Here is a 25,296-nt window from a genome sequence, read left to right on the forward strand (position 1 = left end):
TGAGTACCAATGAAAAATCAGGTACTCATTTGGGTACTCATTTTCCAAAGTGGCCACCTGAATTGTGGCTAATGGAATCATTAAGACTGGAGCTAAAAAATGGCACAACCCATTAATATACAGACAATAAAAAAGCCCCCAAGTCTTAATATGCTTGAGGGCTTTTCCTTTATATGGTCCGAGGGTCAGAACCATATTCTAGACATTATCAATTGATTTATAAGCCAATTTAAAATCAAATCACCCTGATGTATCTGCACTCGTATCTTTATTCCCGAAGGTACCATAAAGCTAAAATCTGATTTTGGATGACTAAACTATCAACAAAAGAGCCAACAACTCAAGTGATCAAATTATCAACAATCAAGCTTTTCTACCGTTGAATATCCTTACCATAAACAATCTCACCTTTAGCATTAATATGTTTCTAGTGTGCCTACTGTTAGTGTCGCCTTCCACAAGTTGGTTCACCTAGACCGAGCGCAACTCCCACTGTGCACTTGCACTTGATCTATTTGGTCGGCTTGGGATTGCGGCTTACGCCATAAAGAGACTAGTGGCAGGGCTCTGGGGGCTACTTGCATCTCAGAAGAAAAATGGCCACCACTAAGCCTCGCAAAGACCATGCAAAGTACATATATATCTATATCGTCATGGCTCTGCTGCCCGACAGCAGCCCCAAAACCATATTCAAAATGGCAAGAGAAGCGGCTAAAGCAGCTTCACTCACCCTCGACTTTCTCCCACTTCTCTAAACTAGACCTACAAACAGTTTTTTCAGGTATGTACTTGGGCCATCCTCCATGAACAGAACATTGCGGCTTTCCAGATCAGCCTTCTTTGTTGTGTCGCTGACGTTGAGCAGGTCGGCGAATTTCGTCGGTGACAGCACAAAGGCATTCAAGACCAGCGGCGCTTCTCCCGCCTTGGCCTGCGATGCCAGCATCGATTCCAGCGTCTTCACTTCCTTGTAGAGGCCCAGCTTGGGATGCGACAGATCGAGATTGAGCAGCCCCTTCGGATCGACAAAGGTCAGCCACTGCTTGCCGCTGATATCGTCCACCAACCACAGCAGAAAATCCGGATAGAAATTACCAGCCAAGGCGAAGCCCAAACCTTTCCCCTCTCGATCTGCATTGCGCAGCAGGTACAGGCTGCGCTGGCCAATGGCATCCTTACCGTCAGGCGAGTTGTAGAATGCTTCCAGATCGCGGACAAACGTCACTTCACTTGGCGCGCCTAGGCCCAAAGGCTTTAGCTTCAAGGGGACAATATCTTTGTCCTCATTCTGCTCGAAGCTAAACAAGGGGTAAAACAGATGCCGGTCGAAGCTGATGGCCACCATGTGTGGTGCGTTCCATTTGCTGGCCTCGCCGATCTTGCCGTCCGCCACCAGCTTTTTCAGCATTTCCAGCTTAGCCAGATACTCCAGACCGTCGTCGCTGTTCTCGATCTCGAACTGGTACAGCTTGAGCATCGACCCGTGATCTTCGTCGATGTAGGTGATGTCGTAGAACTGGCCTTCGTAGCCTGTCTTCAGGGCCTTGTAGAAGCGGTCGGTGTAGTCCGTCAGCAGTCGAAGTAGGATGTCTTCCTGCTTGCGGATGTCGGCGAAGGTCGTCACGTTCAGCTCCGCTGCCGGAATGAACAGCGTGTACCAATCCTGCGCGCCCGCGCAGAAGTCGATCAGCTTCTGCCGTTCCAGCCGCAGGTTGCTCCAGCTGCGCTGCAACTTGTAATCCTGCAACGCCAGGTAGATGCGATCCCAATTGAAAGCCGGGAACAGCGTCTGATTCAGCTTGCCCTTGTTGCGGGCTTCCGCCGTCGTGGGGGTTGCGCCCTTGTCCTTGCTGGACAGCGCTTCGACACGCGGATACAGGTCGAGTACCACATGGGGGGGCTTGATCTTACCCTGGAACTGCGCGGGTATTTCGTACAGCCACGGAAAGTGCGTGCGCTTGAACCCAAGTTTCTGGTTGTCCTTGTAGCCATCCTTCAGCGCCAAGGTCTTGAGTTTGCCTTTGGGCAGGTTGGCCCGCGTTGGGAAGTCCAGCTCCAGCACTTCGTCACTAGGCGTGATGCCTTCCTCGCGCAGGTAGTCTTTGAACGCGGCCATGTAGCTGGCGCGCACGCCGAAGATGTTCAGTGCCTCCAGCTTGTCCAGATGCGTGCCCTTAGGCCGCTCGTGCGGCAGCGTGCGCTTGAGCGAGAAACCCTTGCCTTTGAGGCGTACCCCACGGCCAAACAATTGAATGATTTGCGAGCCTTCGCCCTGCCCCATGTTCAGCAGGCCCATCGTGGACACGCGCCAACTGCTCCAGCCTTCCGTGAACTTGCGCGAGCCGATCAGCACGTTGAGGTTGCTGTCCTTGTTGTTCAGCGTGCCGAACAGTGCACCGCCGAAGTCGTCGCGTTCGCTGTCGAAGGCCTCCACGTCCTCTGCCATCCTGAAGAAGCCCGCATCGTCGCCGATGTTGATGAGGCCGAAGGGCTCTGCATCGCCCACGCGCAATGCCAGCTCACCCTTGCTGCTCTTGATGTTGACCAACTTCAAGCGCTGGCGGGCCGAGGCATTGAACACGCGCAGCAGGATGTCAGCGTATAGATCATCCACGCGACCGCCGAAGCCCATCAGGGGCGTAAAACGCCCGCTGAAGATATTGTTGCCCTTGGCGTCCAAAATCTGCGCCTTGTCCGCAATCAAGTCGGCCAGCCAGCTCTTGATCTGAGCCTCGTTGTTCAGGAACCAAGCAAGAAACTGAACAACTGCCAACACGTCGGAGAGACTGGCCAAATCATCTTCGGTAAGCTTCTGCTTCTTCTTATCATCTGAACCAGTTACCGAGTGGCCTACAAACACCCACAGCGGCTTTTCGATGTTAAAGTCGGCAAGTGCCGAGCGGTGAGTGCTCCACAGCCACAGCTGCTGGTAATAGGAAAGCAGACAGGCCGTGAAGTACTTGCGCGCGTTGTCCGCCTGCCCGTAGGCCTCGCCATTCATGTTGAGGATCAGCGACTCTTTGCCATAGCCGTCCTCATAGAAGAACTTGTAAGAGTAATCGAACAGGATGCACTTGGCGTAAATCTCGCGCGTCGCGGTGATGCGCGCGCGGCGCTTATCTTCAGCGGTCAGGGTAAGGGCTGTATCCGCCTTGGCGGAGGTAAGGTTGAAGCGCTGCCCAGGGTAAGCCAGCTTCCATTTGGACTTGAGGCTTTCTTCTTCCGCCTTTTCAACGGTCATCCCCTTGGCCACTGCCTGCCCGAAGGTGGCCGAGTACTCGAAGGCAAAACCGCCTCGCACCAGCGCATCGCGCCGCGACATCCACGCGCCCGCCGCAGTGCCCGTACCACGGTGACCTTCGTCCACTAGCACCAGGTTGTTGCCCTCAAAGGCATCCACGGCGACGGTCTTGTCGCCCATCTCCTCGCCCAGCTTGTTGATGTCGATGATCTCGATGGTGCCGCGCGCGGGTGACTGGGCCTTGTTGAAGAACTGCGAGAACCCGAAGCCAGACAGGTGTAGCTCCTCCAAGTGCTGGCGTGACAACCCCTCGTTTGGCGTGAGCAGGATGATCTTGTCGGGAAAGTAATCGCTGCGCCCCGCCTGGAAGTAGTGCAGGTACTGACGGATGTTGACGTGCAGCAGTAGGGTCTTGCCGCTGCCTGTGGCGTTCCAGAAGGCGACCTTGTTCAGGTCGTCCGCTTCGAAGTCACGGAACGGTTCCGCGCCGTTCTCGGCACGATAGCGAACCATCTCTTCGTTCAGGCCATCGAGCAAGTCCTGACGGTGGTTGAAGTGCCAGTCCAGATACAGCTCGGTGAACAGCAGCGAGAGGTACTGGAAGTACTTCATCTGCAGTTCGTGGCCTTCCAGCTTGTTGCGCTGGGCGGTGATGGCCTGCCAATGGGCGACGATGTTTAAGTCGTAGCGCCGCAGGTCGGCCTCGGGCACCTTGTTGGGATCGAACAAACCTCGGATCAGTTCGTGGAAGAACTTGGTCTGACCATCCTCGTCGATGCCTTCGAAGCGGTCATCGCTCAGGCGCATCTTGAGCGCCGCCAGCGTGCCGCCCTGAAAGAAACCCAGCACCCAGCGGTTGAGCACCAATTCCTGATGGAAGCTGCGTTTTTTTGATTTTGGTTTTGCTGTGCGTGCCATCAGATGTCCTCCACGGAGAACATGCGCTCCAGAAACTCCGGCTCGATCTGGCGCAGCTTGAGCACGCGGGTGGCACCGCCTTCCTCGGCCGTCTGCGTCAGTACGGTGGGAATGTTGTGGTCGCCGTTGATGTAGACCACGTCAAACTCGTTGTCCGCCGGGTTGATGGACAGCTTGTCGCAGAGCTTGCTGATGCCTTCGTAGTCCAGAACATCGCAATCGCGCCACAGCACGAGGCAGGTCTCATTGCTGGGCAGGGTTCCAGTGACGGTGACGAAGCCGCGCTGCGGCTGGGCGTCGATGTGCTTTACCCGCAGGCCGATCAGGAAATTGAAGGTCTCGACCAGATCGATCTTGCGCGGCTCGAACGCGCCCGCCGAATCCACGGCCACGTTGAGGGTGTAGTCGAAGGGCTTCTTGAAGTCTTCCACCGACAGCAACGAGCCACGGCTTTCCACGTCTAGCAGGTAGTTGAGCAGGTAGTCGTCCTTGGCCTGCTGCGGCAGGGTGTTCAGCAGATCGCCCTGCGCGGACGTACGGCGCAGTTGCAGGTTGTTCAGGGTGTCTTCGTAGCTTTCGAGTTTGATTGCTTTGAAGCAATGCGAAATGCCTGCCTCTGAGGAAGTCGGTTTGCCGCCAGCCCAATCAGCTGAAAAGACGACTTTCTGAATTCTTGGCTTCAGAACGGTCTCGAAATACTCACCTTGCTCGACTAGAACGTACTTGCGCGATGCGTTGTCCTGGCGATTTAGAGAAATTGTTGCATGTGCAGTTGTTCCTGAGCCTGCGAAGTAATCGAGAACAGTAAAGTCTGCCTTTCCGAATGACTGCATCCAAAATGATTGCTCAAGGGTTTTGACTGACTTCGGGTAATCAAAAATTCCACCGAGCCCGAGACTATCCAAGACGTTAGTGCCATTAGTGCCTGCATTGAAGTCTGCACCGATCCAATTACTGAATAGTGTCTCCCGCTTGTCCTGATGATCGATCAGCTGTTTCACAGCGCCACGGTCAGTAACGATCAACTCGCCGTTTGCTGCACGTACCTTGCCGGTTTCGTAGGATGACCGCCAAACGCGCTCCTCACCCGTGGTATTGATTGGATAGATTCTTTGTAATCCTTCCGCCGTTGGCCCGGTTGGATAATCGGTTCCAAGTGGCGGCGGCGGCTCTGCTCCTACAACCTTCTTGGTAGATGGATCAACGAGAAGAGCGTAGAAGCTACGCCAACGACCAACTCCCCCGCCACGCGGCGCGCGGTAGTTGTTGTCAGCCGTTCCACTCCGCATGAACTGCCTGTCCTCGGTCTCGTCCTCTTTCGGAAAACCAAGGTATTGCGGAGCATCTTTTGGAGAGGCGACGATGTAGTATTCGTGCGTCCGTGACAGCCTTCCACCCGATCCTTGTGGATGGTGATTGATCACGATGGTCGAGACATCGCATTCAGTAAAATGCCCCTTTAAACAGTGAAAGGCATTGTTATATTCGTAATCGTCAATGGCGAATCCAAACGAATAAACTTCTCCGAAAAGATCGCGAGTGAATGGCAACGTGTTGGAAATCAAAGCCAACCAGCTTGAGTGCTCGAACTGGTTCTTGTACGCGATCTTCGAATGGACAGTGTTGTAGGGTGGATCAATATAGGTGAAATCTATGCTTGCCCGGTAACGATACTTCGCTAAATTGAGCGCCTGGAAGTTATCCCCATTTATGACGACGCCGCCGAGGCCTGTTTCGATATCGTCGATATTTGCCAAAAGGCGATGCTTAAAGTCGTCATTGAATAGTGCCGTATCCACCATCCGATACTGCGCAGCCTTCAAGTCCTCCACCGCCCCCGGCGCATCGCCATCCCACACGCCCAGCTGTTTCCACTGCGCCCATTGTTGCTCATTGGCTACTACTTCCGGCCACAGCTCTTCCGGCACCCGATCCAGCGTGATGCAGTAGTGGCTGGAGACAACGAACTTCTTCTTCAGCCACAGTTTCTTCTGGAAATCCTCCAACTGCGCCAGGAAAGTAATCAGCTCCAGCGCGATGCTGCGTAGGCACTGGATCATGCGCAGGTTCTTTTCGATGTCCGCGAACGCGCCCGCGTTCTGCACATCATCCAGATGCATGACTTCGTTCTTGATATAGAAGTCCAACTCACGGCGCAGGAAACCGCCTAGGTCCTTGTGGATGAAGTAGTCCGCCGTGTTCTTGGTGGTGTAATCACTCAGGTGTTTTTCCAGCAGGGTGCGCTGGGGGGTCTTCTCGGTGGGCGCGCGGTTGCCCAGGGCCAGCCAGCGGGCCTTCACGGCCGCATCGTCAAGCACAGTCTCAACAGCGGCTTTGACCAGCGCCTCCTGCTTAGTGCCTTTGGGCTGGGCGGCGTACTCGAAGCGGATGAACAGTTCCTTGCTACCGTCAGCGGTTTGCACTTCCTCCACTGGCACCAGCTCTTCCTCGTACTCGTCACCGTTTTCATCCACGCGGGTAACGGTCTTTGCAGCCACCAGAGCAAAGCAGCGTTCCTTGTCGTTGTCCTTGCGGTTGTCCTTGGCGGTATCGGCGGCAGTAAGGCGGAAATGCACTGTGCGACCGTCTTCGAGCTTGAAGCTGTAGTTGCTGAAGTTCTCGCCGCTCTTGGTGTAGTACTGGTCCTTGTTGGCCCAGTGCAGCATCACCTCCTCGCCCGCATAGGGAATGGCGTAGGTGTCGCCCTTGTAGCGGCGCTGGCTGATGAAGTCGCCTTGCTCGTAGTAGCGGGAGAAGAAGGCGAGCAAGTGCGAGAACACGGCATTTTCGTGTTCACTGGCACCGGTGCTGTACTGGGCTAGTTTCTGGCGCAGCTCCTGCACTTTCGGGACCGTGGCCGGATCGATGCCGTCTGCCTGGTATTGCGCCTCCTTGTCCTTCAGTTCGCGCGCCACCTGCTCCTGCTGTGCAGCGCCACCTTGGCTGAGCGCGGCTTGCACCTTCTCGGCCAGCCGGTTTTGCAGATAATCGTTGATCTCGCCGGCACGCGCGTTGAGGATGCGGTAGATGCCGAAGTCCAGTTCAGGACGGTCAATCTGGAAGATCTCGCGCAGCTTGGTGACGAGCTCTTCGAATTTGCGATTCTGCTTTGTTATCATGGGTTTCACTGATCTCTGGATTTCTGATTTTTCAAAGGATTTACGTTTCAAGTGACCTGCCAGCGAATGCTGAAAAGAGTCTCATTACTGGTTTTTTCTTGCAGACGTTGCTGGAGCGAGACAATTAATTCATCGCGCTTTGCAATGATCTCATCTTCAACGGCGAAAATTTCCTGACGCAGACGGCGTTGCTTGCGCTCTAGTTCCGATAGTTCACGCTGGATACCGTCTTGCTCCTGCAAGGTGGCGGCCTTGCGAGCGTCGCGCTTCAACTGTACGATGCGTGCTTTGGTATTCCTCAGTGCTTCCTCTGCAGCCAAAAGCTTGTCGTCTGCCCAGCGTTCCAGCTTTTCACGTTCCTCATTGAACAGGCGCTGGTTATCTTCCAGCACATGAGCAATGGTCGCAGCGACTGCGTGCTGGCTGTTGGCCAGCAGTGCCTCGGGCACAGTGGTGCTCAAAGGAGTGGGTTTGCCTGCTGCCGGAATGGCCATCAGCTTTTCGCAGGCTTCCTGATCCAACACCTGACCATCGTCAGTGAGACCTGAGAACAGCAGCGCCTCGGTGGTTTCGAAGGCGGTGACTTCCAGCCGGGCTAGCGTCAGCCAGCCAGACATACCGCGCAGTCTCTCGATGACGGAGACTCGTGCGCCGTGTTTGCTGTAGTCGAGCTTCAAAGTGGCGACGGGCGTTGCCGCACTCAGGCTGGTATCAATGCTCCACTCCCCCAACGGGTGGCTGAGGCGGTAGGAGTGCGCCAGCATGTCCGGCTGCGCCGCACCACGAATGAGCTGGTAACGGCCAGTGGCTATACCAGTTGGCGGCGTGCTCAATGAGAACGCGTAGGACTGCTCGTCGAATCGTGCACGGTCATTGAGCGCATAGCGAGTGACACCCCAGAACCAGCGCCCCAGCTTGTCGAGACGTGCTTCGGCGTCCTGAAGACGCAGCTTGAGCCGGTCGTGGACATCCTCATCGAAATTCTCTAGCAGCTGTGACTGGGTATCTTTGATCCGGTCGGCAATGACTTCTTCCAGCTCCGTTTGGAGAACATTGAAGGCGGCTTCGATCTGCTCGGGTTGACGGCAGGTGTCGTAGATCTGGAGGATGCGTTTCTCAAAATCGAGGCCACCCTCGATGCGGCCCAGCACTTCATCGCTTGCGCCAAACACACCCGAGAACAGGTTGAATTTCTCGGTGAGCAGTTCCAGCACGCGCTGGTCGGCCTGGTTACGGGTGTTGAGGAAGTTGATGACCACCACATCGAAGCGCTGACCGTAGCGGTGACAACGGCCAATTCGCTGCTCGACGCGCTGTGGATTCCACGGCAGGTCATAGTTAATTATGAGTGCACAGAACTGCAGGTTCACACCTTCAGCTGCAGCTTCAGTCGCGATCATAATCTCAGCGCCGGTGCCGTCGCCCTTCCGAAAATGATCAATCAAGGCAGTGCGACGATCAACCTGAGGCGAGCCAGTAATTCGGTCTGTTCCCTTGTACTCTTCCAACCAACACTGATAGATGGCAGTGGAATCCTCATGATTGTTAGTTCCGTTGAACAGCACCAGCTTGCCTGCGTAGCCGTTCTCGGAAAGAAATCGATGCAGGTATTCCTGAGTGCGCTTTGACTCGGTGAAGATGATGGTCTTTCGTGGGGCACCCAATTCGGCCATCTTGCCGAAGCCCAGGTTGAGTGCCTTGAGTAACGCCTGTGCCTTGGTGTCAGTTTTCAGGGCTTGGGCGGCATCGACAAACGCAGTCAGCTCCGCGATCTCGGCGGTGATGGCGGCGCGGACGGCATGGGCATCTTTTGCAGCGCCCGGCTTACCTGCTTCGGCTGGTGCGGGCGCCGGGCCTTCGGCGCTCATTTGAATGTTGGCTTCTGCCTCGCTGACTTCTTCTTCCAGGCAGTCCTGCTCTAGGTCGTCCTCGGCAATGAGCCGCTCGACCAGCTGGCTGCCGTCGTCTTGCGCTGTGTCTGCCGTGAGCAAGCCCTGCAGACGCTCGCGGATGGTGACCAAGGTGGCAGCAACGGCGTGCGAACTGGAGGCCAGCAGCTTGCGCAAGATCAGTGCTGTGAGGTGGCGCTGCTGCTTGGGCAGGGCGTAGGAGTCTTCCTTTTGCAGAAAGGCCGAGATGCGCTCGTACAGCGCCTGCTCGTCATCGGTGGGGTTGAACGGCTGGGTGAGAGCCTTGCGCTCGGTGTACTTGATGTACTCCAGCACGTCACGGCGCAGTGTGCGTTTGGCGAAGCTGGCAAGACGCTCACGCAGTTCGCCAAGCCCCGACCCGCTGTTCATGAACTGCTTGCGGAAGGCAGCTTCATCGCCGAAAAGGTGCTCGTCGATTAGCGTTGACAGGCCGTATAGCTCCATCAGCGAGTTCTGCAACGGCGTGGCGGTGAGCAGCAGCTTCTTGCGGCCTTGCAGTGCACGTTTGAGCGCCTGCCCAGTGCGGTTGCTGGCACGGTGCGCATTACGCAGTTTATGCGCTTCGTCGATGACCACCACATCCCAAGGCACGGCACGCAGTTCGGCCTCCAGCTTGGCGGCAAACTGGTAGGACATGATTACTACCGCCTTGCCAACCTGCCGTTGCAGGGTAGCTAGCATGTCGCCAGCGGACTGCTTGCGCAGAGAAACGGCATCCACCACGGTTGTGGGCACGGCGAACTTGTCGTGCAGCTCCTGCGCCCATTGCTTACGCAGACTGGCCGGGCATATGACCAGCAGCCGACGACGGCGCTCGGCCCAGTACTGGCACACCACCAGCGCAGCTTCGATGGTTTTGCCCAGGCCCACCTCATCGGCCAGCAGCACGCCTTCCTGCAACGGGTTGCGAAGTGCGAACAGCGCCGCCTCGATCTGGTGCGGGTTCAGATCGACGCTGGCATCGAACAGCGATTGGGAGAGGCGATCTACGCCATCGGCAGCGTGTCGCCGAGTTAGCTCGTGGGCGTAATACTTGGCGTGGTAGGCAGTGATCAACTGTTTAGCCCTTCCGTATCTAACGACTGAGAATTGATCCAGTCGTCAATGTCGGTTTTACGGAAACGCCAGCTCCCCCCAACCTTGAAGGCAGGAATCTTTTTTGCACCAGCCAACCGATAGATGGTCCGTTCTGTGACCTTTAAATAGGCAGCTACTTCAGCCAGAGTCAGAACGCTTTCACTAGATGCGTTTTGGGTCATTTAGATGCTCAAATTGTCAATATTGTCCAGTCTAGTTCAAATTTTTCAACCCCACAACGATGCCATAGCTATATTCTGAAAATCGTTAGCCTCGCGCTGAGAGGTAGCTTAATTAGCTGTTTATTCAATAATCTTAATGGCTTTATAGTGGAAACTCTGTGTTTACAGCTGAAAAGGTCGACATATACGATAAAAGGACGACATGACCCAAAGCTCAAAATGTGCAGTTTGGGTCTTATCTTAGGTAAAATCTTTAGAAAATCCAAAGACTATTAGTCACAATCACCGAATAGATTGTTGATGATCGGAGTTGTATAGATAAGTCTTGCTGATGCTAGCTCGATATATTGGCCATAAAACCAATCCTTATTGAAACTTAACCAACTTTGCCCTGACTCTGACAATCGAATTTGAACTAGGCTCTTTTCATCCTCATCATAAAAATTATAACTTCCAATGAACTTGATAAAGCCTTTTCCTGTTGTAAGGTCATTTTCAACCCACACATGGGCGTCTAGTAGCTCTTGTGCGGCATTGTGTAAATGTTGTGCCGCTAACGAAACATCGTCTATACCCACAACTTTGGCATACTCAATGGCTGTTATTTCCGCAACTAGCTCTAAGTCTCCTCGTTTAAAGTCTTTGTCTTGCTCGATATATTGATCAACATCAATCATGCACAACAATTTGAATGCTAACTCCGCAATATCGACACCAAACCTATTAGCATATTTAGTATCTTTCACCAGCCACACCTTTCCAAAAAAAAGAGGTTAGCAAAAAGTTCATAAACAAAAAATTAATATTACAAAACAAAAACTTAAACAAAGTCACAGGTGACTTACAATTAAACTTATCAAGTCACTTCGCTCACATTCAAAATAACCGCTATTACCGACAAAAACATCATTCTAGAAGCTCACCATTTGCGCTGTAAGCGCGCCTTACCCATCCCGATATACTTTTTCCCACCCCACATCAAAAACGCCCCAAATCGCGTTAATTTCACATTAAATCTTGATAAAGTTTTGAAGCGAGAAGGCTTATAGTGTTTTACGAGAATTAATCCAAATTTCACTCCCGCTCTAGGTCAAGCAGACCGCCCCCAAAAGATTTAATCACTACCCTTTTCAACGAATTTCAAAGTATAAGAACATTGCTCCAGACTCTTGGTCGATGAACGCAACACATACCGCATTTGGAGATTTTCCTAGGACTTCGACTGTGATAGTGAATTTAGGTATGACAGAGATTTACCACTGCGGCGCAAGTGGTAAATCGAAGTGATACCAACATTGATCTTGGAATACGTGGCATGTGAAGCTGAACAGGAAAAGTTGGATTCACACCAAAATTTTGGCTTTTTTCTTATTACTTTGATACTTAATACTGATACCTAATGTTATTAGGGCAACGCACTAGTTTGAATTCAGCGTAAAACCGCATACAGTATGGGTTTGCACTGAATTGGGTTAGTCAAAAAAATCACCGAAATTTGTGCATTCTGAATCGTTCAGCCAGCGCTTTAGCTTGCAATCGCTTGATCTCATTCAGTGGACCATTCATCTTAATTGCATCGTGCAGGTCTCGTTTACGGCGACTACGACTAGGCGCTAGTAACAGTTCCTGACCATAGGCTTTCACACATTTGCGATATTGTTCTTTCTCGTCTTCCAAAGCTCCCTTATTCAGTCGAGTAAACTCCATCTGTTTGAATCCATGAGTGATAAGACTCGGCAAGTTAAACAGACTACAATCCAAATTTTTTCGCTCAAAGAAAGTCTTTCTGAAAGTCATCTCTAATCTCAACCGATGCTGATCTACAGGGAGTGACTTCCCATTCATATCGGTTCGCTTGAGGTACGCTCTCGTACAAAGCTCATCGAAGCGGTGATCTCCCGATGCGATATTGAATCCATCTTCAATCAACTGAACAAGCTCATGTACTGACTCAGGAATATCCCTAGTCGTCCCCTTAGTCTTATAGATCCTCTTTCGGCTACATGCTTTAGGGTATTTTAAAGATTTATGTAGCGCGACAAGGAAAGCAGAACTAGGTGCATTATAAAAGTCAAATGCTAATTCAATGGCTTCCACAGTCATTTCTTCAACCTTGCAACCGTATTGCTCTCTCAAGAGATCAGTAATTTTGCGTAGGGCTTTTCGATTCTTTACATCATGCAGTCTAATAGTAAAGCTTGCTCCATCTTGGACAACCTCACTGTCTGCCCGGATGTAATGACGAATGCCCGTATGCTTAGTTAAGTATGCCTTGATATAGCTACGAGCATCTGGCTTACCATAGAATTTACATTTTGATGGATCTACAACAAATTTCAAATCGAGCCAATCAACTACCGCATGTGGTTTAGCTCTCAAATAAGCTTCGGTATTGATGTCACTATAAATTTCATCTTCGAACCTTTGAGACTCCGCAACATGCTCCATCACTCTTGACTGTAATTCATCTAATGTCTCATTCATTTGGGCTGTTGGAGTTTGTGTTGAAATCGTTAATGTTTTTTTGGGCTTACATCTCATGTCGATTAGACGTTGATACAACGTCCATTCGAACTCACTCTCCAACTCGCGTTCAAATTCTCTTTCGAACATTTTGTCCAAATCAAAATCACAGCCAGTAGATTGATTCAGGCTCTCATTGTAGTTAATCATGCTAATTTCACGTATTGAATGGCAAACTTCTCGCCAAGTTTTAGCCCGATGAGAAGTTTGTATTTAACTTTAAATGTTTAAGTGGGAGTAATTTTTACTCCCGAATGCTATTGATACTATTCGGGGTGAATAGCCTATTGCGGCACTTTCTGCCTTGAGGGAGTCTTCATGACACGTACGAACTCAAGCAATGCCTCACGACTGTAAGCAAGCTTTCCATTTTCAACATGGACCGTGATCTTGTAGCCATGTTGTTTATGCCAATTCCTAATATTACGTGTCAGGTATCCATACCAACTACGGACTTCACCATTAAGGTGCTGTGCAATTAATTCGGCTGCATGCCATTGATTTAGAAGCTTCATTTAGCCTTCCTTCAAGAATTTTAAGAACGCCTATCTCGTAGGCAAACCATTAATTTGCTTTGAAGTTTGTTCGTGAGTGCTTTGAAGTTGTTCGTGAGTGCTTTGAAGTTTGTTCGTGAGTGCTTTGAAGTTGAATGTTTAGTCGTTTGCTGTTTGGTCGCTTGGCTTCTGCAACTCCGTAGAGCTGTATAACCTTTTTGCTTTCACATTTATAACATTAGCTGTAATTTAGCTATAATGTTGTTTCTTTTGATTTTCGTGCCATTTGATTAGGTCTTGATAATCAAAATATACGGCCGCCTGCCTCGATGGACCGCTTTTTAACGCTCTTGGGAAGTCTGGGTCATTTAACATCAATTTCCGCAATCCTTCTCTCGTCACATCAAGCATACCACACACTTTATTCATCGAAAGGCGCAGAGGTTGAATCGTATCCATGCTAATTCATTCCTTAAATTACAGATGAAAACGTCTATACCTACATTATAGTTAGCCGTGACTTACTCTCTCTGAGAAAAGACGTTCGAATGATTATTTTTAAATCATTCGAACTTTTTTGATCAACTTGCGTTCAACATTGCCATTTGAAACTTGATGAGCTTACCGTATTTAAAGCTTTGGATACCGTTACGTGCATCGGACAATAATCGGTCTCTAAACTCCTGTGGTGAAACATACTTTGTCTTGTTTTCATCCAAGTAATCGCTCCACCATTGCATGAGAATTTTACGCTCTTCTAAATATTCAACGTGGTGCATGTATGCCCATTCGACTTCGTTTTCACCCTTGTGACTCATTTGACGTTCAATCGCATCTCGATCAAACAACCCACTCAAAGCCAATGCACCACGTGCCATACCTCTAAAGCCATGCAAACACACCTCAGTCTTGGTGTCGTATTTCATGCGAGTTAAAGTCTTATTTACAGTGTTTTCACTAATGAACTTGTTTAAGTCATGATTTGCAGGAAATACATGCTGTCCCATACCGCTATATTGTCTCACCTCCATGAGGATGTCTTTTACCTGACGTGACAAAGGTACGACATGCTCTTTGCGCATCTTTGCACCACGATGCGAACTTGGGCACCCTTTAACGGGTGTGCGTACTGCGGGTATCGTCCAAATGCTTTTATCGAAGTCAAACTCGTTCCAACGTGCGAACATCATTTCACTTGATCGTGCAAAAGTATGGAGCGCAAACTCGGTGTATAACTTAGTTAAAGGAACGCCCGTATCATTCTTCAGCCGTGAAAAAAACTCAGGCAACCGATCTAAAGGCAACTTAGGATAATGTTTTTCCTCTTTCTTCTTCGTCAAACCGCCTTTCAAATGCACGGCGGGACTCTCAGGGATATAACCTTTACTAACCGCATAAGCAAAAATAGCTGATAATCTGCGTTTGACCTTATCGTAAACCTCACCAAAACCTGTAGTCTCGATATGCTCAAGAACATGGCTGAGGTCACGTGGCTTAATCGAATCAATTAATTTCTCACCAATAATTGGAAAGACGTACATTTCAAAGTTTCTAAGCGACTTAGCGATTGTAGATTCTTGCGCACCTGATGACTGGGCATAAGCTACATGCCAAGCTCTTGTCACCGATTCAAAGTCGAATCTATCCTTCAATTTTTCTTCTTCGAGTTTTATATAATCAATAGGGTCAATGTCATTTGCGATCTGAGCTAAATACATTGTTCTACGGGCACGAGCTTCCTCTAGAGAAATAATCACTCCCTTTACACCCGCTTTAGAATAGTTGCCAATCGTAATCACACCATCAGTCGGCTTGCCTTTCGAATTCAGGTATTTTTTTCTACCGTAGATAAATTGCCAAGTTTTGGTGCCAGTGGGTCTTACAATAAGGTATAGACCATGACCATCTGACAATTTATTAGACACAGATTTACCTTGAGCGTTCGTTTTTGGTTTCGCCGCAGAGCACTTGGTATCGGTAAGAGGTTTGACGATTTTTGCCATGATAAAGATATAAAATTAAAAGATGTCCTATATCTTTAATCGTATCTTTAAAACTTTTGGATGTGTATAGGTATATGTTGGCATGTAGATACAACAAAGCCCTGAATTATCAGGGCTTTCGAAGCTTATATGCGATGAGTTTGCATATAATTATATATCTGTGGTCCCGAGGGTCGGACTCGAACCGACACGTCATCTCTGACAGCGGATTTTGAGTCCGCCGCGTCTACCAATTTCACCACCTCGGGTAGGTGTTGATGGGTATAATAAACTTTTTTGACAGCTTGTCAACGCAAGTTTTTTGCAATTGTTTAAAATTAAATCAGCTGTCATTTTTTTGATTTATAATCGACCAATTTCATCCATAAAACCTAAAAAAGCATATACTAGGCGCAGTTTTCCCAGTGTTCTAACTTGTTTTTATCATGCAGCTTTCTGACTTTAATTTTAATCTCCCCGATGAACTCATTGCTCGTTACCCACTAGCAAGTCGTAGCGCCTCTCGTCTGCTGCATCTTGATGCTCAAGGTCAGTATCATGACCATCAATTTACCGACTTACTGAATTTACTCGAAGCGGGCGATTTACTGGTACTTAACGATACCAAAGTCATGAAAGCGCGTCTTAAAGGTAAACGTGCCACAGGCGGTGCAGTGGAAGTCTTGGTAGAACGTCTGCAAGATCAATTTATTGCCCATTGCCATATTAAAGCCAGCAACTCACCAAAAGCAGGTGCAGAACTGTTTATTGGGCCTGATGCTGTAAAAGTGACCGTACAAGGTCGCCATGAAAACTTTTTTATTGTCGAGTTTTCGCAGCCTATTTTAGACGTATTGGATGCCTACGGTCAGTTGCCGATTCCACCCTACTTTAACCGCGAAGCAGAAGCGATTGATACCGAGCGTTATCAAACCGTATTTAACGACCCAACAAAACTCGCTAGTGTTGCCGCACCCACTGCCAGCTTGCACTTTGATGAAGCCTTACTGCAACAGCTAGCAGATAAAGGCATTCAAAAAACCTTTGTGACCTTGCACGTGGGCGCAGGTACATTCCTGCCTGTACGTACCGATGATATTGCCAATCACATCATGCACAGTGAATGGTGTGAAGTTTCTGAAGCTGCCGTAGCGCTGATTCGTGAAACCAAAGCACGAGGCAACAAAGTTATTTCAGTGGGCACAACTGCCACCCGTGCCGTGGAAAGTGCAGCTCAAGCCCATTCAGGCGAACTTGCGGCTTGGTCGGGTGATACGCAAATTTTTATTTACCCAGGTTATCAGTTTAAAGTGGTGGATCGTTTGATTACCAATTTCCACTTGCCTGAATCCACCTTATTAATGTTGGTATCTGCGCTTTCAAGCCGTGAAAATGTCATGCAGGCTTATCAACATGCTGTGGCGGAACGCTATCGTTTCTTTAGCTATGGCGATGCCATGCTGATTGATCAAGCTCAGACTTAATTTTCAAACTGTAAAAGAAACCGCCATGCCGCTCGATACCGTGCAACACTCCATTCATATTCGACGCAAGAAGAATCAACGGGTATTTCGTAATATCGCGCGGTTATGGGATATTGGAAAAAAAGCACAAAGCCATCAAGATATTTTAGATGGCTTACACCCTTGGCAAGATGACATCACCCTCAAGTTTGAAAATGTTTTGCCTGTCCTGCTTGGCATTATAGGTGTGTTGTTCTGTTTATTGCTCATGATTCAACCGAGTAATATTTGGCTGCAATTCTGCTTGCTGATTGGGTTAGGCTGTATCTTCTGGGCATTTATTACCTATGAACAAGACGACCCCATTGAAGAAGTCATCACTTTTTTAGAACAAGAAAGCATTGCACAGCGCTATCAACTGGCATGGCAGCAACCACCGCAACATCTTGCCCGAACCCTACAACCCGTTTATTTGATTGCTCATTTAAAAAGTCTGTTTCCCTTGTTTAATTTGGGGAATCTGTCCAATGAAATTCGCCGTTACGCCAGTACTGTTTGGCAAGATCAACAAGGCAAGCAACATCAGGTTTTGGTCTTTGAATATCGCTATGTCAGTGAAACCCGCATTAAAGATCAAAATGGCAATGACTATAAAGTGCGTGAAGTGGTGCGGCATTTATCGGGCGTATTTGTCTTTGATGTGCAGCTACAAGGTTTAGCCGTTACCTCAAATAATAAAACTTTTGGTGCTCCTTATCATGTGCCGTGGCATACCAGTGACATTCGCCTGAATCAAAAACTCAACTTTTTTGGTAGTGATGCAATTCAACTGGCGCGCACCCTCAGCCCTGCAATGGTGTTAAAACTGGATGATTTTTTTCAGCATCAGCAAGGTGATTTGTTATTTCACCCTGAGCGGAACACGCTCTGTTTTTTAGGCAATCGCAACCTGTTTGAAATTTCCAGTAAAGCAAAAAATATTCAAGATATTTCCGCATTGCGTGGACACTTACGCACTTTTAAATTACCTTATTTAGAACAATTACAGACAGATTTGGTTGATTTTCTGGACTAAGAAAATCGTCTTGGGGCAAAACATGGGTATCGCAATTTTTCTTTTGGTTGTCATCGTCTTGGTGATGCTGGGCATCATGATTCGTAACAACATCGTACGCCACCACAACGCCACCATCCGCGCTTGGGCAGATGTGACCAGTTTTGAACGACAGAAGTTAAAAACGCTTGAAGAACTTGCGCCAGTGGTCGAACAATATGCAGGTATGGAAAAAGGCACTTTAGAAAAAGTGACTGAACTGCGCCAAAATATTATGAACCTAAACATCAACAATGCCGATGTCAGCCAATTACAACGTGTTGAAGCCTTGAGCAAAGAATTGATGCGCAGCTTGAATGTGGTGGTCGAAAATTATCCTGAACTCAAAGCCGACCAATTGTATTTAAAAATGATGCATGAAATTGATGAGCAGAACGAAAATGTCGGTGCTGCGATTACTATTTATAACCGCAATGTCGAGTTGTTTAATAACTATATTCAGGTCTTTCCCAACAACATGATCAACACTGCAACCACAGCGAAAAAGCCTGTGCGTGCCTTTCGGGACAACGGTGCAGCACAAAGTTTTGATTATCGTCCAAACTTTTAAGCCATTTAATTCTAAACCGCTCATTTAAAATTATTTTTCAACGCATAAATAAAAACAGCAAGCACGAAGCTTGCTGTTTTTTTAGATTTCAACTAAACAAAAGACTGTGTCAAATACTGCACCTGATTGCGTCCCTTGTTTTTTGCTAGATACAACAACTCATCGGCTGAATGCAGAAAGTCGACCACATTGTGATATTGCTGATTTTGATGATAGCTATTTACGCCAATACTCACAGTGACTTGGGTAATCTCCCCTGTCTTGGTATGTGGAATTTCCAGCGCATATACTGCCTGCCTAAAGTTTTCAGCAAGTTGTACAGCATCTGCCAATGGTGTTTCAGGCAATAGCACCACAAACTCTTCACCACCAAAGCGAGCCACAAAGTCAGATGCACGCGCAAAGTGTTGTTTAAGCAACTGCGCCACACTAATCAAACAATGATCACCCTGTAAATGTCCATAATTGTCGTTATAAGGCTTGAAATGGTCGATGTCGATAAACAAGAGAGACAATGCATGTTGATGACGCACAGCACGTTTAAATTCGTTTTCTATACGCTCACTGAGCGCCTTTCGATTGGCAACCAAGGTCAGCGGGTCTTGTAAGCTCAAAGCCAGATTTTTGCGACTCAACGCTTCGAGTTCCAACTCCATTTGTTTACGCGCAGAAATATCAAACATAAACCCAATAATCGCCACAGTTTCGTTATTTTCACGAATCACATGCACCACATCACGAATCCAGACATAATCTCCTGTAGCGGTTAAGGCACGATAATCCGCTTCGTGGTCTGTGCCTTGATCGGACAGACTCACACACATATTCACGGTCTTGTCCCGATCTTCAGGATGCATCCGATCAATCCAATCTTGTGCAGTTTTCCAGCTGTCTTGCGTCCAACCCTGTAAAGACTCAATTTGTGGGCCAATATAGCTAAAAGCTTTGGTTTTCCAGTTAATCTGCCACGGAATTGCATTCGTGGTTTCCAAAAGTGTTTTATAGAATTGGTCTTCTTTTAGTGCACTGTTTAATTCACTCATAGCCCACCTCTATGAATTGATTTTAATTACAATTTAACAACTTAAGTGAGCTTTGACTACAATTTGTTTTGTCTTATTGACATTTTTCTCAGCTTTGACACAATCATGAGGTTGAGCAAAATATAAACAACAATTGCTCAAAACATAAATCCCAAAATAAAAAGTAAGCCGATAAAATGTTAGAACATATTCAGAACCTGAAAAACACCCTCATTCAAGAGTTTTTCCAACTCTATGAGCAATATGAACAAGACCAAATTTATGCCTGTGTACTGGTCTTTAATGAATATCTTGGGGTCGATTATTTAGCTGTTTCAAGCCAACGCAGCCTGTTTAATGAACAGGAAGATGAAGCACAATATTTATCTGAAGTAAATAAATGGAATATAGAAAAATGGCGTTATCGCACTCAAGCCAACAATTCTAGCGGTCTGCATCAATTTAAAAATATTTTTGCAGATTATTTTAAACAGCGACATATCTATGGCAATCCTCTGCTGAATTCCAATGACACGCTGCAATACAACCATCTTGAACTTTTACTGGATATATTTCAGCAGGCTAAACAATCTTTATCGGGCGCTTATGGCTTAGATTTAAGCCAAATTCTGTTTTTTATTCATGTGCCCAAACAGGTCGATGTAGAAATCCACTCAGCGCAATTTCTAAACGCTCCAAGTGCTTTGCTCGATGAATTCCTGCACAACAAAGCGCCTCAAACCACGATGGAACAATCCACCGCACAACCCAAGCTCAAACTACAACAAGTGGATAAAGACTTGCTGATTGATCTGGCACAACTTTTAGAAGTGGAACCGTATGATTATTTGAGCATTGCACATGAAGCCTATTTGCTCACATTAGAACCGAGTTTTATTGACAGTAATTTATATATTCAGCGTTTAATTCAGCACGTTGCTGCAATGGACAACCATGAACAAGAGGAGTTTGCCTTACATAAAGAAGAAATTACCCAACGTATTCAGCAATTTTACGCCATGTAAACGCAGTGGATTTAAACAAAATATTTACTCGCAATTTTTACCAAGGAAAACGTATCTCAACTGGCAATTCCGTGCAGAATCTAGGAAAATAGTGCACTTTTAGCATGAACAATCAGCGAACTGTTTTTTCGCCTTGATTTGGAACATATATGAAGTTTGAGAAATTAGGTCAGTCGGGGCGCGCCCGTCGTGGTCGTTTAACACTTGCTCATGGTGTGGTAGAAACCCCTGTGTTTATGCCTGTGGGGACGTATGGCACAGTCAAAGGCATGCTGCCACGCGATATTGAAGAAATTCAGGCACAGGTTATTTTAGGCAATACCTTTCATTTATATTTGCGTCCAGGGCTAGAAGTGATTCAGCAACACGGCGGTCTACATGAATTCATCAAATGGGATAAGCCTATTTTGACTGACTCTGGTGGCTTTCAGGTGTTTAGCTTAGGCGCAATGCGTAAAATTAAAGAAGAAGGTGTGACCTTCCGCTCGCCTATTGATGGCTCAAAGGTTTTTCTTTCGCCTGAAATTTCGATGGAAATTCAAAAAACTTTGAACTCTGACATCGTGATGATTTTTGACGAATGTACGCCTTATCCTGCAACGCATGAAGAAGCACAAAAATCTTTGCAATTGTCTTTACGCTGGGCAAAACGCTGTAAAACACATCACCATGATGAACTACAAAACAGTAACGCGCTGTTCGGGATTATTCAAGGCGGTATGTACGAAGATTTACGTGTTGAATCTTTAAACGGCTTACTTGAAATTGGTTTTGATGGTTATGCCATTGGCGGTCTTTCGGTGGGTGAACCGAAAGAAGAAATGATCAAAGTACTGGATTATTTGCCAGCTAAAATGCCAGAAGATAAACCACGTTATTTGATGGGCGTCGGCAAGCCAGAAGATATTGTGGAAGCAATTCGTCGTGGCGTCGATATGTTCGACTGCGTGATGCCAACCCGTAATGCGCGCAATGGTCATTACTTTGTAACCGATGGCTTGGTGCGTATTCGTAACAGTAAGTATCGTCATGACCAAAGCCCGCTCGATCCGCATTGTGATTGCTATACTTGCAAGAACTTTACCCGCGCTTATTTGTTTCATTTAGAAAAATGTGGCGAAATGTTGGGGTCAATGTTGGGCACTATTCATAACTTACGTTATTACCAACGCTTTACCCAAGATATTCGCAATGCCTTAGATAACGGCACTTTCGATGAATTTGTACAGGACTTTTATGCCCGTCGTGGCCTAGAAGTACCGCCTTGTCCTGAAGATTAGTCTTTTCAGTATTTGCGCTGAGTAAAAAGACAAGGTAAATTGCAGAACAAACCCAATTTATTATCAGATCACTGATCGCCAGTTTTTAGTTTAGGAAAATGAAATGAGCCTTTTTATTTCGACCGCTCACGCAGCAGGTGAAGCTGCACAACAACCAAGCCTTGTGGCTAACCTTTTAATGATTGCAGTCTTCATTGCAATTTTCTACTTCCTGATTTGGCGTCCACAATCAAAGCGTGCCAAAGAGCATCGTACACTGATTGAAAGCTTGGGCGTAGGCAGTGAAGTGGTATTCGCAGGTGGTCTTATGGGTAAAATCACGAAAATTGAAGGTGATTTTGCAGTGGTAGAGCTGAACCGTGGTGTAGAAGTAAAAGTACAACGCGCGAGTGTCATTTCAGTTCTTCCTGAAGGCACATTAAACAACCTCTAATCAAAAAGAGTCGTGCTCACGCACGACTTTTTCATTTTAAGAAGAAAATAAATGCGTTACCCAGCATGGAAATATCTGCTCATCCTCGTTGTTCTTGTGGTGAGTACATTATATGCCCTGCCTAGCTTGTATCCAGATGAACCTGCTGTTCAAATTTCAGGTGCCAAAGCTGGTACCCAAATTGATCAAAGCATCATACAAAAAGCAGAGCAAATTTTACAATCAGAAAATATTGCCAGTCATGACAACAGCTTTACCAACAATGCTGCATTGTTGCGTTTAGACACCTCAGAAGCCCAACTCAAAGCCAAAGAAGCTTTACGTCGCGGTTTAGGTGATGACTATGTCGTGGCGCTGAACCTTGCGCCAACCACACCAGAATGGCTACAAAAAATTGGTGCAAAACCAATGAAGCTCGGTCTGGACTTACGTGGTGGTGTGCACTTCTTATTAGAAGTGGATATGGACAAGGCCATCAGCCAGCGTATGGAAACTTCAGCCACCGATTTACGCCGTCAATTGCGTGACAACAAGCTGAAATTTAATAGCCTTTCGCTGAATAACAACACCATCACCCTACAGTTTGCCAATAATGCAGACCGTGATGCAGTAATGGATTTCTTGCGTCGTAACGGTAATGAGTATACTCAGCAAGCTGTAGCTACCACAGAAGGTTCTAGCTTACGTCTAAACTATACTGATGTTCGCAAGCAAGAAATTCAATCGTATGCGGTCAATCAGAACTTAACCACTTTACGTAACCGTATTAACGAGTTAGGTGTGGCTGAGGCTTTGGTACAAACCCAAGGCAGTAACCGTATTGTAGTGGAATTGCCAGGCGTACAAGATACAGCTGAAGCGAAGCGTGTACTCGGTCGTACTGCGAACCTCGAATTCCGCTTGGTGTCTGACTTAAATGATCAATATATTGATCCGTACACAGGTCAGGCTACAGGTACCGTACCACCTGGCACAGAAGCGTTTGCCTTTGAATCTTTGGACAGTGGTCGCCAATTATTATTGAACCGCAGCCGTATTTTAACGGGTGAGCGTGTTCAAAATGCGTCGAGTGGTTTTAGCCAAGATACAGGCGGTGCAGAAGTTAACATTACCCTTGATGCTGCGGGCGGTAAACTCATGGCAGATGCGACACGTAACGCTGTGGGTAAACGTATGGCGGTATTGTTTATTGAAAACAAACAACGTATTAGCTATGTGACCGATGAAACTGGCACACAAACTGAAGTACGCACCCCATATACCGAATCTGTCGTCATTAATGCTGCAACCATTCAGGCGGTATTGGGTTCGCAGTTCCGTATTACAGGTCTAGATTCCCCACAAGAAGCCTCTGAATTGGCCTTAATGCTTCGTGCAGGTGCCTTGGCAGCGCCAATGTACTTTGTCGAAGAACGTGTGATTGGTCCAAGCTTGGGTCAAGAAAACATTGATAAAGGCGTATTGTCGACTCAGATTGGCTTCATTTTGGTTGCAATCTGGATGGTGGTGTTCTTCCGTCTGTTTGGTCTGATTGCCAACTTCGCTTTAGTGTTTAACTTAGCCATGATTTTAACCGTCATGTCTTGGATTGGTGCATCACTCACCTTGCCGGGTATTGCGGGTATCGTAATTACCATTGGTATGGCGGTAGATGCCAACGTCTTGATTTGTGAGCGAATACGAGAAGAAATTAAGTGGGGGGCCTCGCCCAAACAAGCCATTGTGGCGGGTTATGACCGAGCGTATAACACTATTTTCGACTCGAACTTAACCACATTCTTGGTGGCATTCATTCTGTTTGCGATTGGTACAGGTCCAATCAAAGGCTTTGCTGTGACGCTCATGATTGGTATTGTCTGCTCGATGTTTACTGCAATTACAGTGACCCGTGCAATTGTACAAATCATCTACGGCAAAAAACGTAACTTGAAAAAGTTGAGCATTTAAGGAGATCACTGATGACTGAGAATACTCAACTGCCTTCAAAAAAATATGGCCGCCCTGATGATGAGCGCGTGATTCCGTTTATGAAGATTGCTTTGCCTGCGGCATTGCTTTCTATTCTATTAACGGTTGCCAGTATCTTCTTCATTGCCACCAAAGGTTTAAACTTAGGTTTGGACTTTACTGGGGGTATTGCTGCAGAACTCAACTATAGCAATCCAGTAAAAGCCACCGATGTTTCTAACGCATTGGTCAAAGCAGGCTTTAACGACCCTGTGGTACAAACGCTTGGTTCAGACCGCGACCTAATGGTACGTATGCCTGTGCAAGAAGATGTTGAAGCAGAAGACTTAACCAAAGCAATTACTGCTGCGGTACAACTACCAAATAACACGGCAACTGTGCCAAAGGTAGATGTGGTTGGTGGTCAAGTCGGTAATGAGCTGTACGTACGTTCTGCGGGCGCTGTAGCTTTAGCGCTGTTATTGATGTTGGTATACGTCACCATTCGCTTTGAATTCAAACTGGCAATGGGTGCGGTACTGTCATTGTTCCACGATATTGTGGTGACACTGGGTATTTTTGCCATGATGCAATGGCCATTTGACCTGACTGTATTGGCAGCGTTATTGGCGATTATTGGCTTCTCACTCAACGATAACATTGTTGTATCTGACCGTATTCGTGAAAACTTCCGTAAAATCCGTGGTGCAACACCACTTGAAGTGGTAAACATTGCGCTGACAGAAACTTTACGTCGTACCATTCACACCTCTATGACCCTATTATTGGTTGTAGTCGCAATGATGCTCATGGGCGGTGATGGTCTGAAATGGTTCTCGATTGCGATGTTTGTGGGTGTATTTGTCGGAACATATTCATCTATTTACATTGGTACAGCCTTTGCTTTATGGCGCGGTTTGAACCGTCAGGACTTCATTGTTCAAGTCAAACCTGAATTTGAAGGTGAAGAGCAAGAAATTCCATAATGCATTTCT

At 47.5% G+C, this 25,296-nt stretch carries 18 protein-coding genes and 1 tRNA gene; 8 read left to right on the plus strand and 11 right to left on the minus strand.

Going from position 1 to position 25,296, the window contains the following annotated elements; genetic code table 11:
- Window positions 1-751 precede the first annotated feature (751 nt).
- The 10 genes from VF675_RS08895 to VF675_RS08940 form a co-directional block, all read right to left on the minus strand.
- Window positions 752-4,159 (minus strand): DEAD/DEAH box helicase family protein, encoded by a 3,408-nt coding sequence (locus tag VF675_RS08895; RefSeq protein ID WP_440205107.1) that lies wholly within the window; start codon window positions 4,157-4,159, stop codon window positions 752-754.
- Window positions 4,159-7,329, minus strand: a complete 3,171-nt coding sequence (locus tag VF675_RS08900; RefSeq protein ID WP_440205108.1) for a site-specific DNA-methyltransferase — start codon at window positions 7,327-7,329, stop codon at window positions 4,159-4,161. The genes VF675_RS08895 and VF675_RS08900 overlap by 1 nt, the downstream gene beginning before the upstream one ends.
- A complete protein-coding gene (locus tag VF675_RS08905) occupies window positions 7,326-10,265 on the minus strand; it encodes an SNF2-related protein (RefSeq protein WP_440205109.1) in 2,940 nt (979 codons plus the stop codon). Before VF675_RS08905 ends, VF675_RS08900 begins: the two co-directional genes overlap by 4 nt.
- On the minus strand, window positions 10,262-10,468 hold the full coding sequence (mads1, locus tag VF675_RS08910; RefSeq protein ID WP_440205110.1) for a methylation-associated defense system helix-turn-helix domain-containing protein MAD1: 207 nt from the start codon (window positions 10,466-10,468) through the stop codon (window positions 10,262-10,264). Before mads1 ends, VF675_RS08905 begins: the two co-directional genes overlap by 4 nt.
- A 272-nt stretch (window positions 10,469-10,740) precedes the next feature.
- Window positions 10,741-11,214, minus strand: a complete 474-nt coding sequence (locus VF675_RS08915) for a hypothetical protein (RefSeq protein WP_440205111.1) — start codon at window positions 11,212-11,214, stop codon at window positions 10,741-10,743.
- Window positions 11,215-11,953: 739 nt separating this feature from the next.
- Window positions 11,954-13,141 (minus strand): hypothetical protein, encoded by a 1,188-nt coding sequence (locus VF675_RS08920; RefSeq protein ID WP_167846292.1) that lies wholly within the window; start codon window positions 13,139-13,141, stop codon window positions 11,954-11,956.
- Window positions 13,142-13,275: 134 nt separating this feature from the next.
- Window positions 13,276-13,506 carry a hypothetical protein gene (locus tag VF675_RS08925; protein ID WP_114237816.1) on the minus strand — a complete coding sequence of 77 codons (231 nt, stop codon included), beginning with the start codon at window positions 13,504-13,506 and terminating at the stop codon, window positions 13,276-13,278.
- A 228-nt stretch (window positions 13,507-13,734) separates the two neighbouring features.
- Window positions 13,735-13,944 (minus strand): transcriptional regulator, encoded by a 210-nt coding sequence (locus VF675_RS08930; protein ID WP_171338985.1) that lies wholly within the window; start codon window positions 13,942-13,944, stop codon window positions 13,735-13,737.
- A gap of 122 nt (window positions 13,945-14,066) precedes the next feature.
- A complete protein-coding gene (locus VF675_RS08935) occupies window positions 14,067-15,488 on the minus strand; it encodes a tyrosine-type recombinase/integrase (RefSeq protein WP_440205112.1) in 1,422 nt (473 codons plus the stop codon).
- A gap of 161 nt (window positions 15,489-15,649) precedes the next feature.
- A tRNA-Leu gene (locus tag VF675_RS08940) sits at window positions 15,650-15,736 on the minus strand.
- A gap of 177 nt (window positions 15,737-15,913) precedes the next feature.
- On the opposite strand from VF675_RS08940, the gene queA reads away from it, so the two are divergent.
- Genes queA through VF675_RS08955 form a run of 3 tightly spaced genes read left to right on the plus strand, consistent with a single transcriptional unit; the run spans window position 15,914 to window position 18,594 of the window.
- Window positions 15,914-16,951, plus strand: coding sequence for a tRNA preQ1(34) S-adenosylmethionine ribosyltransferase-isomerase QueA (queA, locus tag VF675_RS08945; protein ID WP_440205113.1), 1,038 nt, complete (start codon window positions 15,914-15,916; stop codon window positions 16,949-16,951).
- 25 nt (window positions 16,952-16,976) lie between these two features.
- Window positions 16,977-18,005: a hypothetical protein gene (locus VF675_RS08950; protein WP_440205114.1), complete on the plus strand. Its 1,029-nt coding sequence runs from the start codon at window positions 16,977-16,979 to the stop codon at window positions 18,003-18,005.
- A gap of 22 nt (window positions 18,006-18,027) precedes the next feature.
- On the plus strand, window positions 18,028-18,594 hold the full coding sequence (locus VF675_RS08955; protein ID WP_154320335.1) for a LemA family protein: 567 nt from the start codon (window positions 18,028-18,030) through the stop codon (window positions 18,592-18,594).
- A gap of 92 nt (window positions 18,595-18,686) precedes the next feature.
- On the opposite strand, the gene VF675_RS08960 is transcribed toward VF675_RS08955, so the two are convergent.
- Window positions 18,687-19,637, minus strand: coding sequence for a sensor domain-containing diguanylate cyclase (locus VF675_RS08960; protein WP_440205115.1), 951 nt, complete (start codon window positions 19,635-19,637; stop codon window positions 18,687-18,689).
- A gap of 176 nt (window positions 19,638-19,813) precedes the next feature.
- Here VF675_RS08960 and VF675_RS08965 point away from each other — a divergent pair, with 176 nt between their 5' ends.
- The 5 genes from VF675_RS08965 (at window position 19,814) to secF (ending at window position 25,287) form a co-directional block, all read left to right on the plus strand.
- Window positions 19,814-20,641: a hypothetical protein gene (locus VF675_RS08965; protein WP_440205116.1), complete on the plus strand. Its 828-nt coding sequence runs from the start codon at window positions 19,814-19,816 to the stop codon at window positions 20,639-20,641.
- A gap of 149 nt (window positions 20,642-20,790) precedes the next feature.
- Window positions 20,791-21,921: a tRNA guanosine(34) transglycosylase Tgt gene (gene tgt, locus VF675_RS08970; protein ID WP_004974942.1), complete on the plus strand. Its 1,131-nt coding sequence runs from the start codon at window positions 20,791-20,793 to the stop codon at window positions 21,919-21,921.
- A 103-nt stretch (window positions 21,922-22,024) separates the two neighbouring features.
- Complete coding sequence (gene yajC, locus VF675_RS08975) at window positions 22,025-22,354, plus strand: preprotein translocase subunit YajC (protein ID WP_004974939.1); 330 nt, start codon at window positions 22,025-22,027, stop codon at window positions 22,352-22,354.
- A 51-nt stretch (window positions 22,355-22,405) separates the two neighbouring features.
- Window positions 22,406-24,301, plus strand: coding sequence for a protein translocase subunit SecD (secD, locus tag VF675_RS08980; protein ID WP_180062574.1), 1,896 nt, complete (start codon window positions 22,406-22,408; stop codon window positions 24,299-24,301).
- An 8-nt stretch (window positions 24,302-24,309) separates the two neighbouring features.
- On the plus strand, window positions 24,310-25,287 hold the full coding sequence (gene secF, locus VF675_RS08985) for a protein translocase subunit SecF (RefSeq protein WP_171525035.1): 978 nt from the start codon (window positions 24,310-24,312) through the stop codon (window positions 25,285-25,287).
- The last annotated feature ends 9 nt before the right edge of the window (window positions 25,288-25,296 follow it).

The organism is Acinetobacter sp. Lyrl_1 (assembly GCF_051948795.1).
Lineage (GTDB): Bacteria > Pseudomonadota > Gammaproteobacteria > Pseudomonadales > Moraxellaceae > Acinetobacter > Acinetobacter towneri.

Bases quoted from the DNA above. Each gene is read 5' to 3' on its own strand.
- VF675_RS08895 (WP_440205107.1), bottom strand. From the start codon at position 4,159: ATGGCACGCACAGCAAAACCAAAATCAAAAAAACGCAGCTTCCATCAG.
- mads1 (WP_440205110.1), bottom strand. From the start codon at position 10,468: ATGACCCAAAACGCATCTAGTGAAAGCGTTCTGACTCTGGCTGAAGTA.
- VF675_RS08920 (WP_167846292.1), bottom strand. From the start codon at position 13,141: ATGATTAACTACAATGAGAGCCTGAATCAATCTACTGGCTGTGATTTT.
- VF675_RS08925 (WP_114237816.1), bottom strand. From the start codon at position 13,506: ATGAAGCTTCTAAATCAATGGCATGCAGCCGAATTAATTGCACAGCAC.
- VF675_RS08930 (WP_171338985.1), bottom strand. From the start codon at position 13,944: ATGGATACGATTCAACCTCTGCGCCTTTCGATGAATAAAGTGTGTGGT.
- VF675_RS08935 (WP_440205112.1), bottom strand. From the start codon at position 15,488: ATGGCAAAAATCGTCAAACCTCTTACCGATACCAAGTGCTCTGCGGCG.
- queA (WP_440205113.1), top strand. From the start codon at position 15,914: ATGCAGCTTTCTGACTTTAATTTTAATCTCCCCGATGAACTCATTGCT.
- VF675_RS08950 (WP_440205114.1), top strand. From the start codon at position 16,977: ATGCCGCTCGATACCGTGCAACACTCCATTCATATTCGACGCAAGAAG.
- VF675_RS08955 (WP_154320335.1), top strand. From the start codon at position 18,028: ATGGGTATCGCAATTTTTCTTTTGGTTGTCATCGTCTTGGTGATGCTG.
- VF675_RS08960 (WP_440205115.1), bottom strand. From the start codon at position 19,637: ATGAGTGAATTAAACAGTGCACTAAAAGAAGACCAATTCTATAAAACA.
- VF675_RS08965 (WP_440205116.1), top strand. From the start codon at position 19,814: ATGTTAGAACATATTCAGAACCTGAAAAACACCCTCATTCAAGAGTTT.
- tgt (WP_004974942.1), top strand. From the start codon at position 20,791: ATGAAGTTTGAGAAATTAGGTCAGTCGGGGCGCGCCCGTCGTGGTCGT.
- yajC (WP_004974939.1), top strand. From the start codon at position 22,025: ATGAGCCTTTTTATTTCGACCGCTCACGCAGCAGGTGAAGCTGCACAA.
- secD (WP_180062574.1), top strand. From the start codon at position 22,406: ATGCGTTACCCAGCATGGAAATATCTGCTCATCCTCGTTGTTCTTGTG.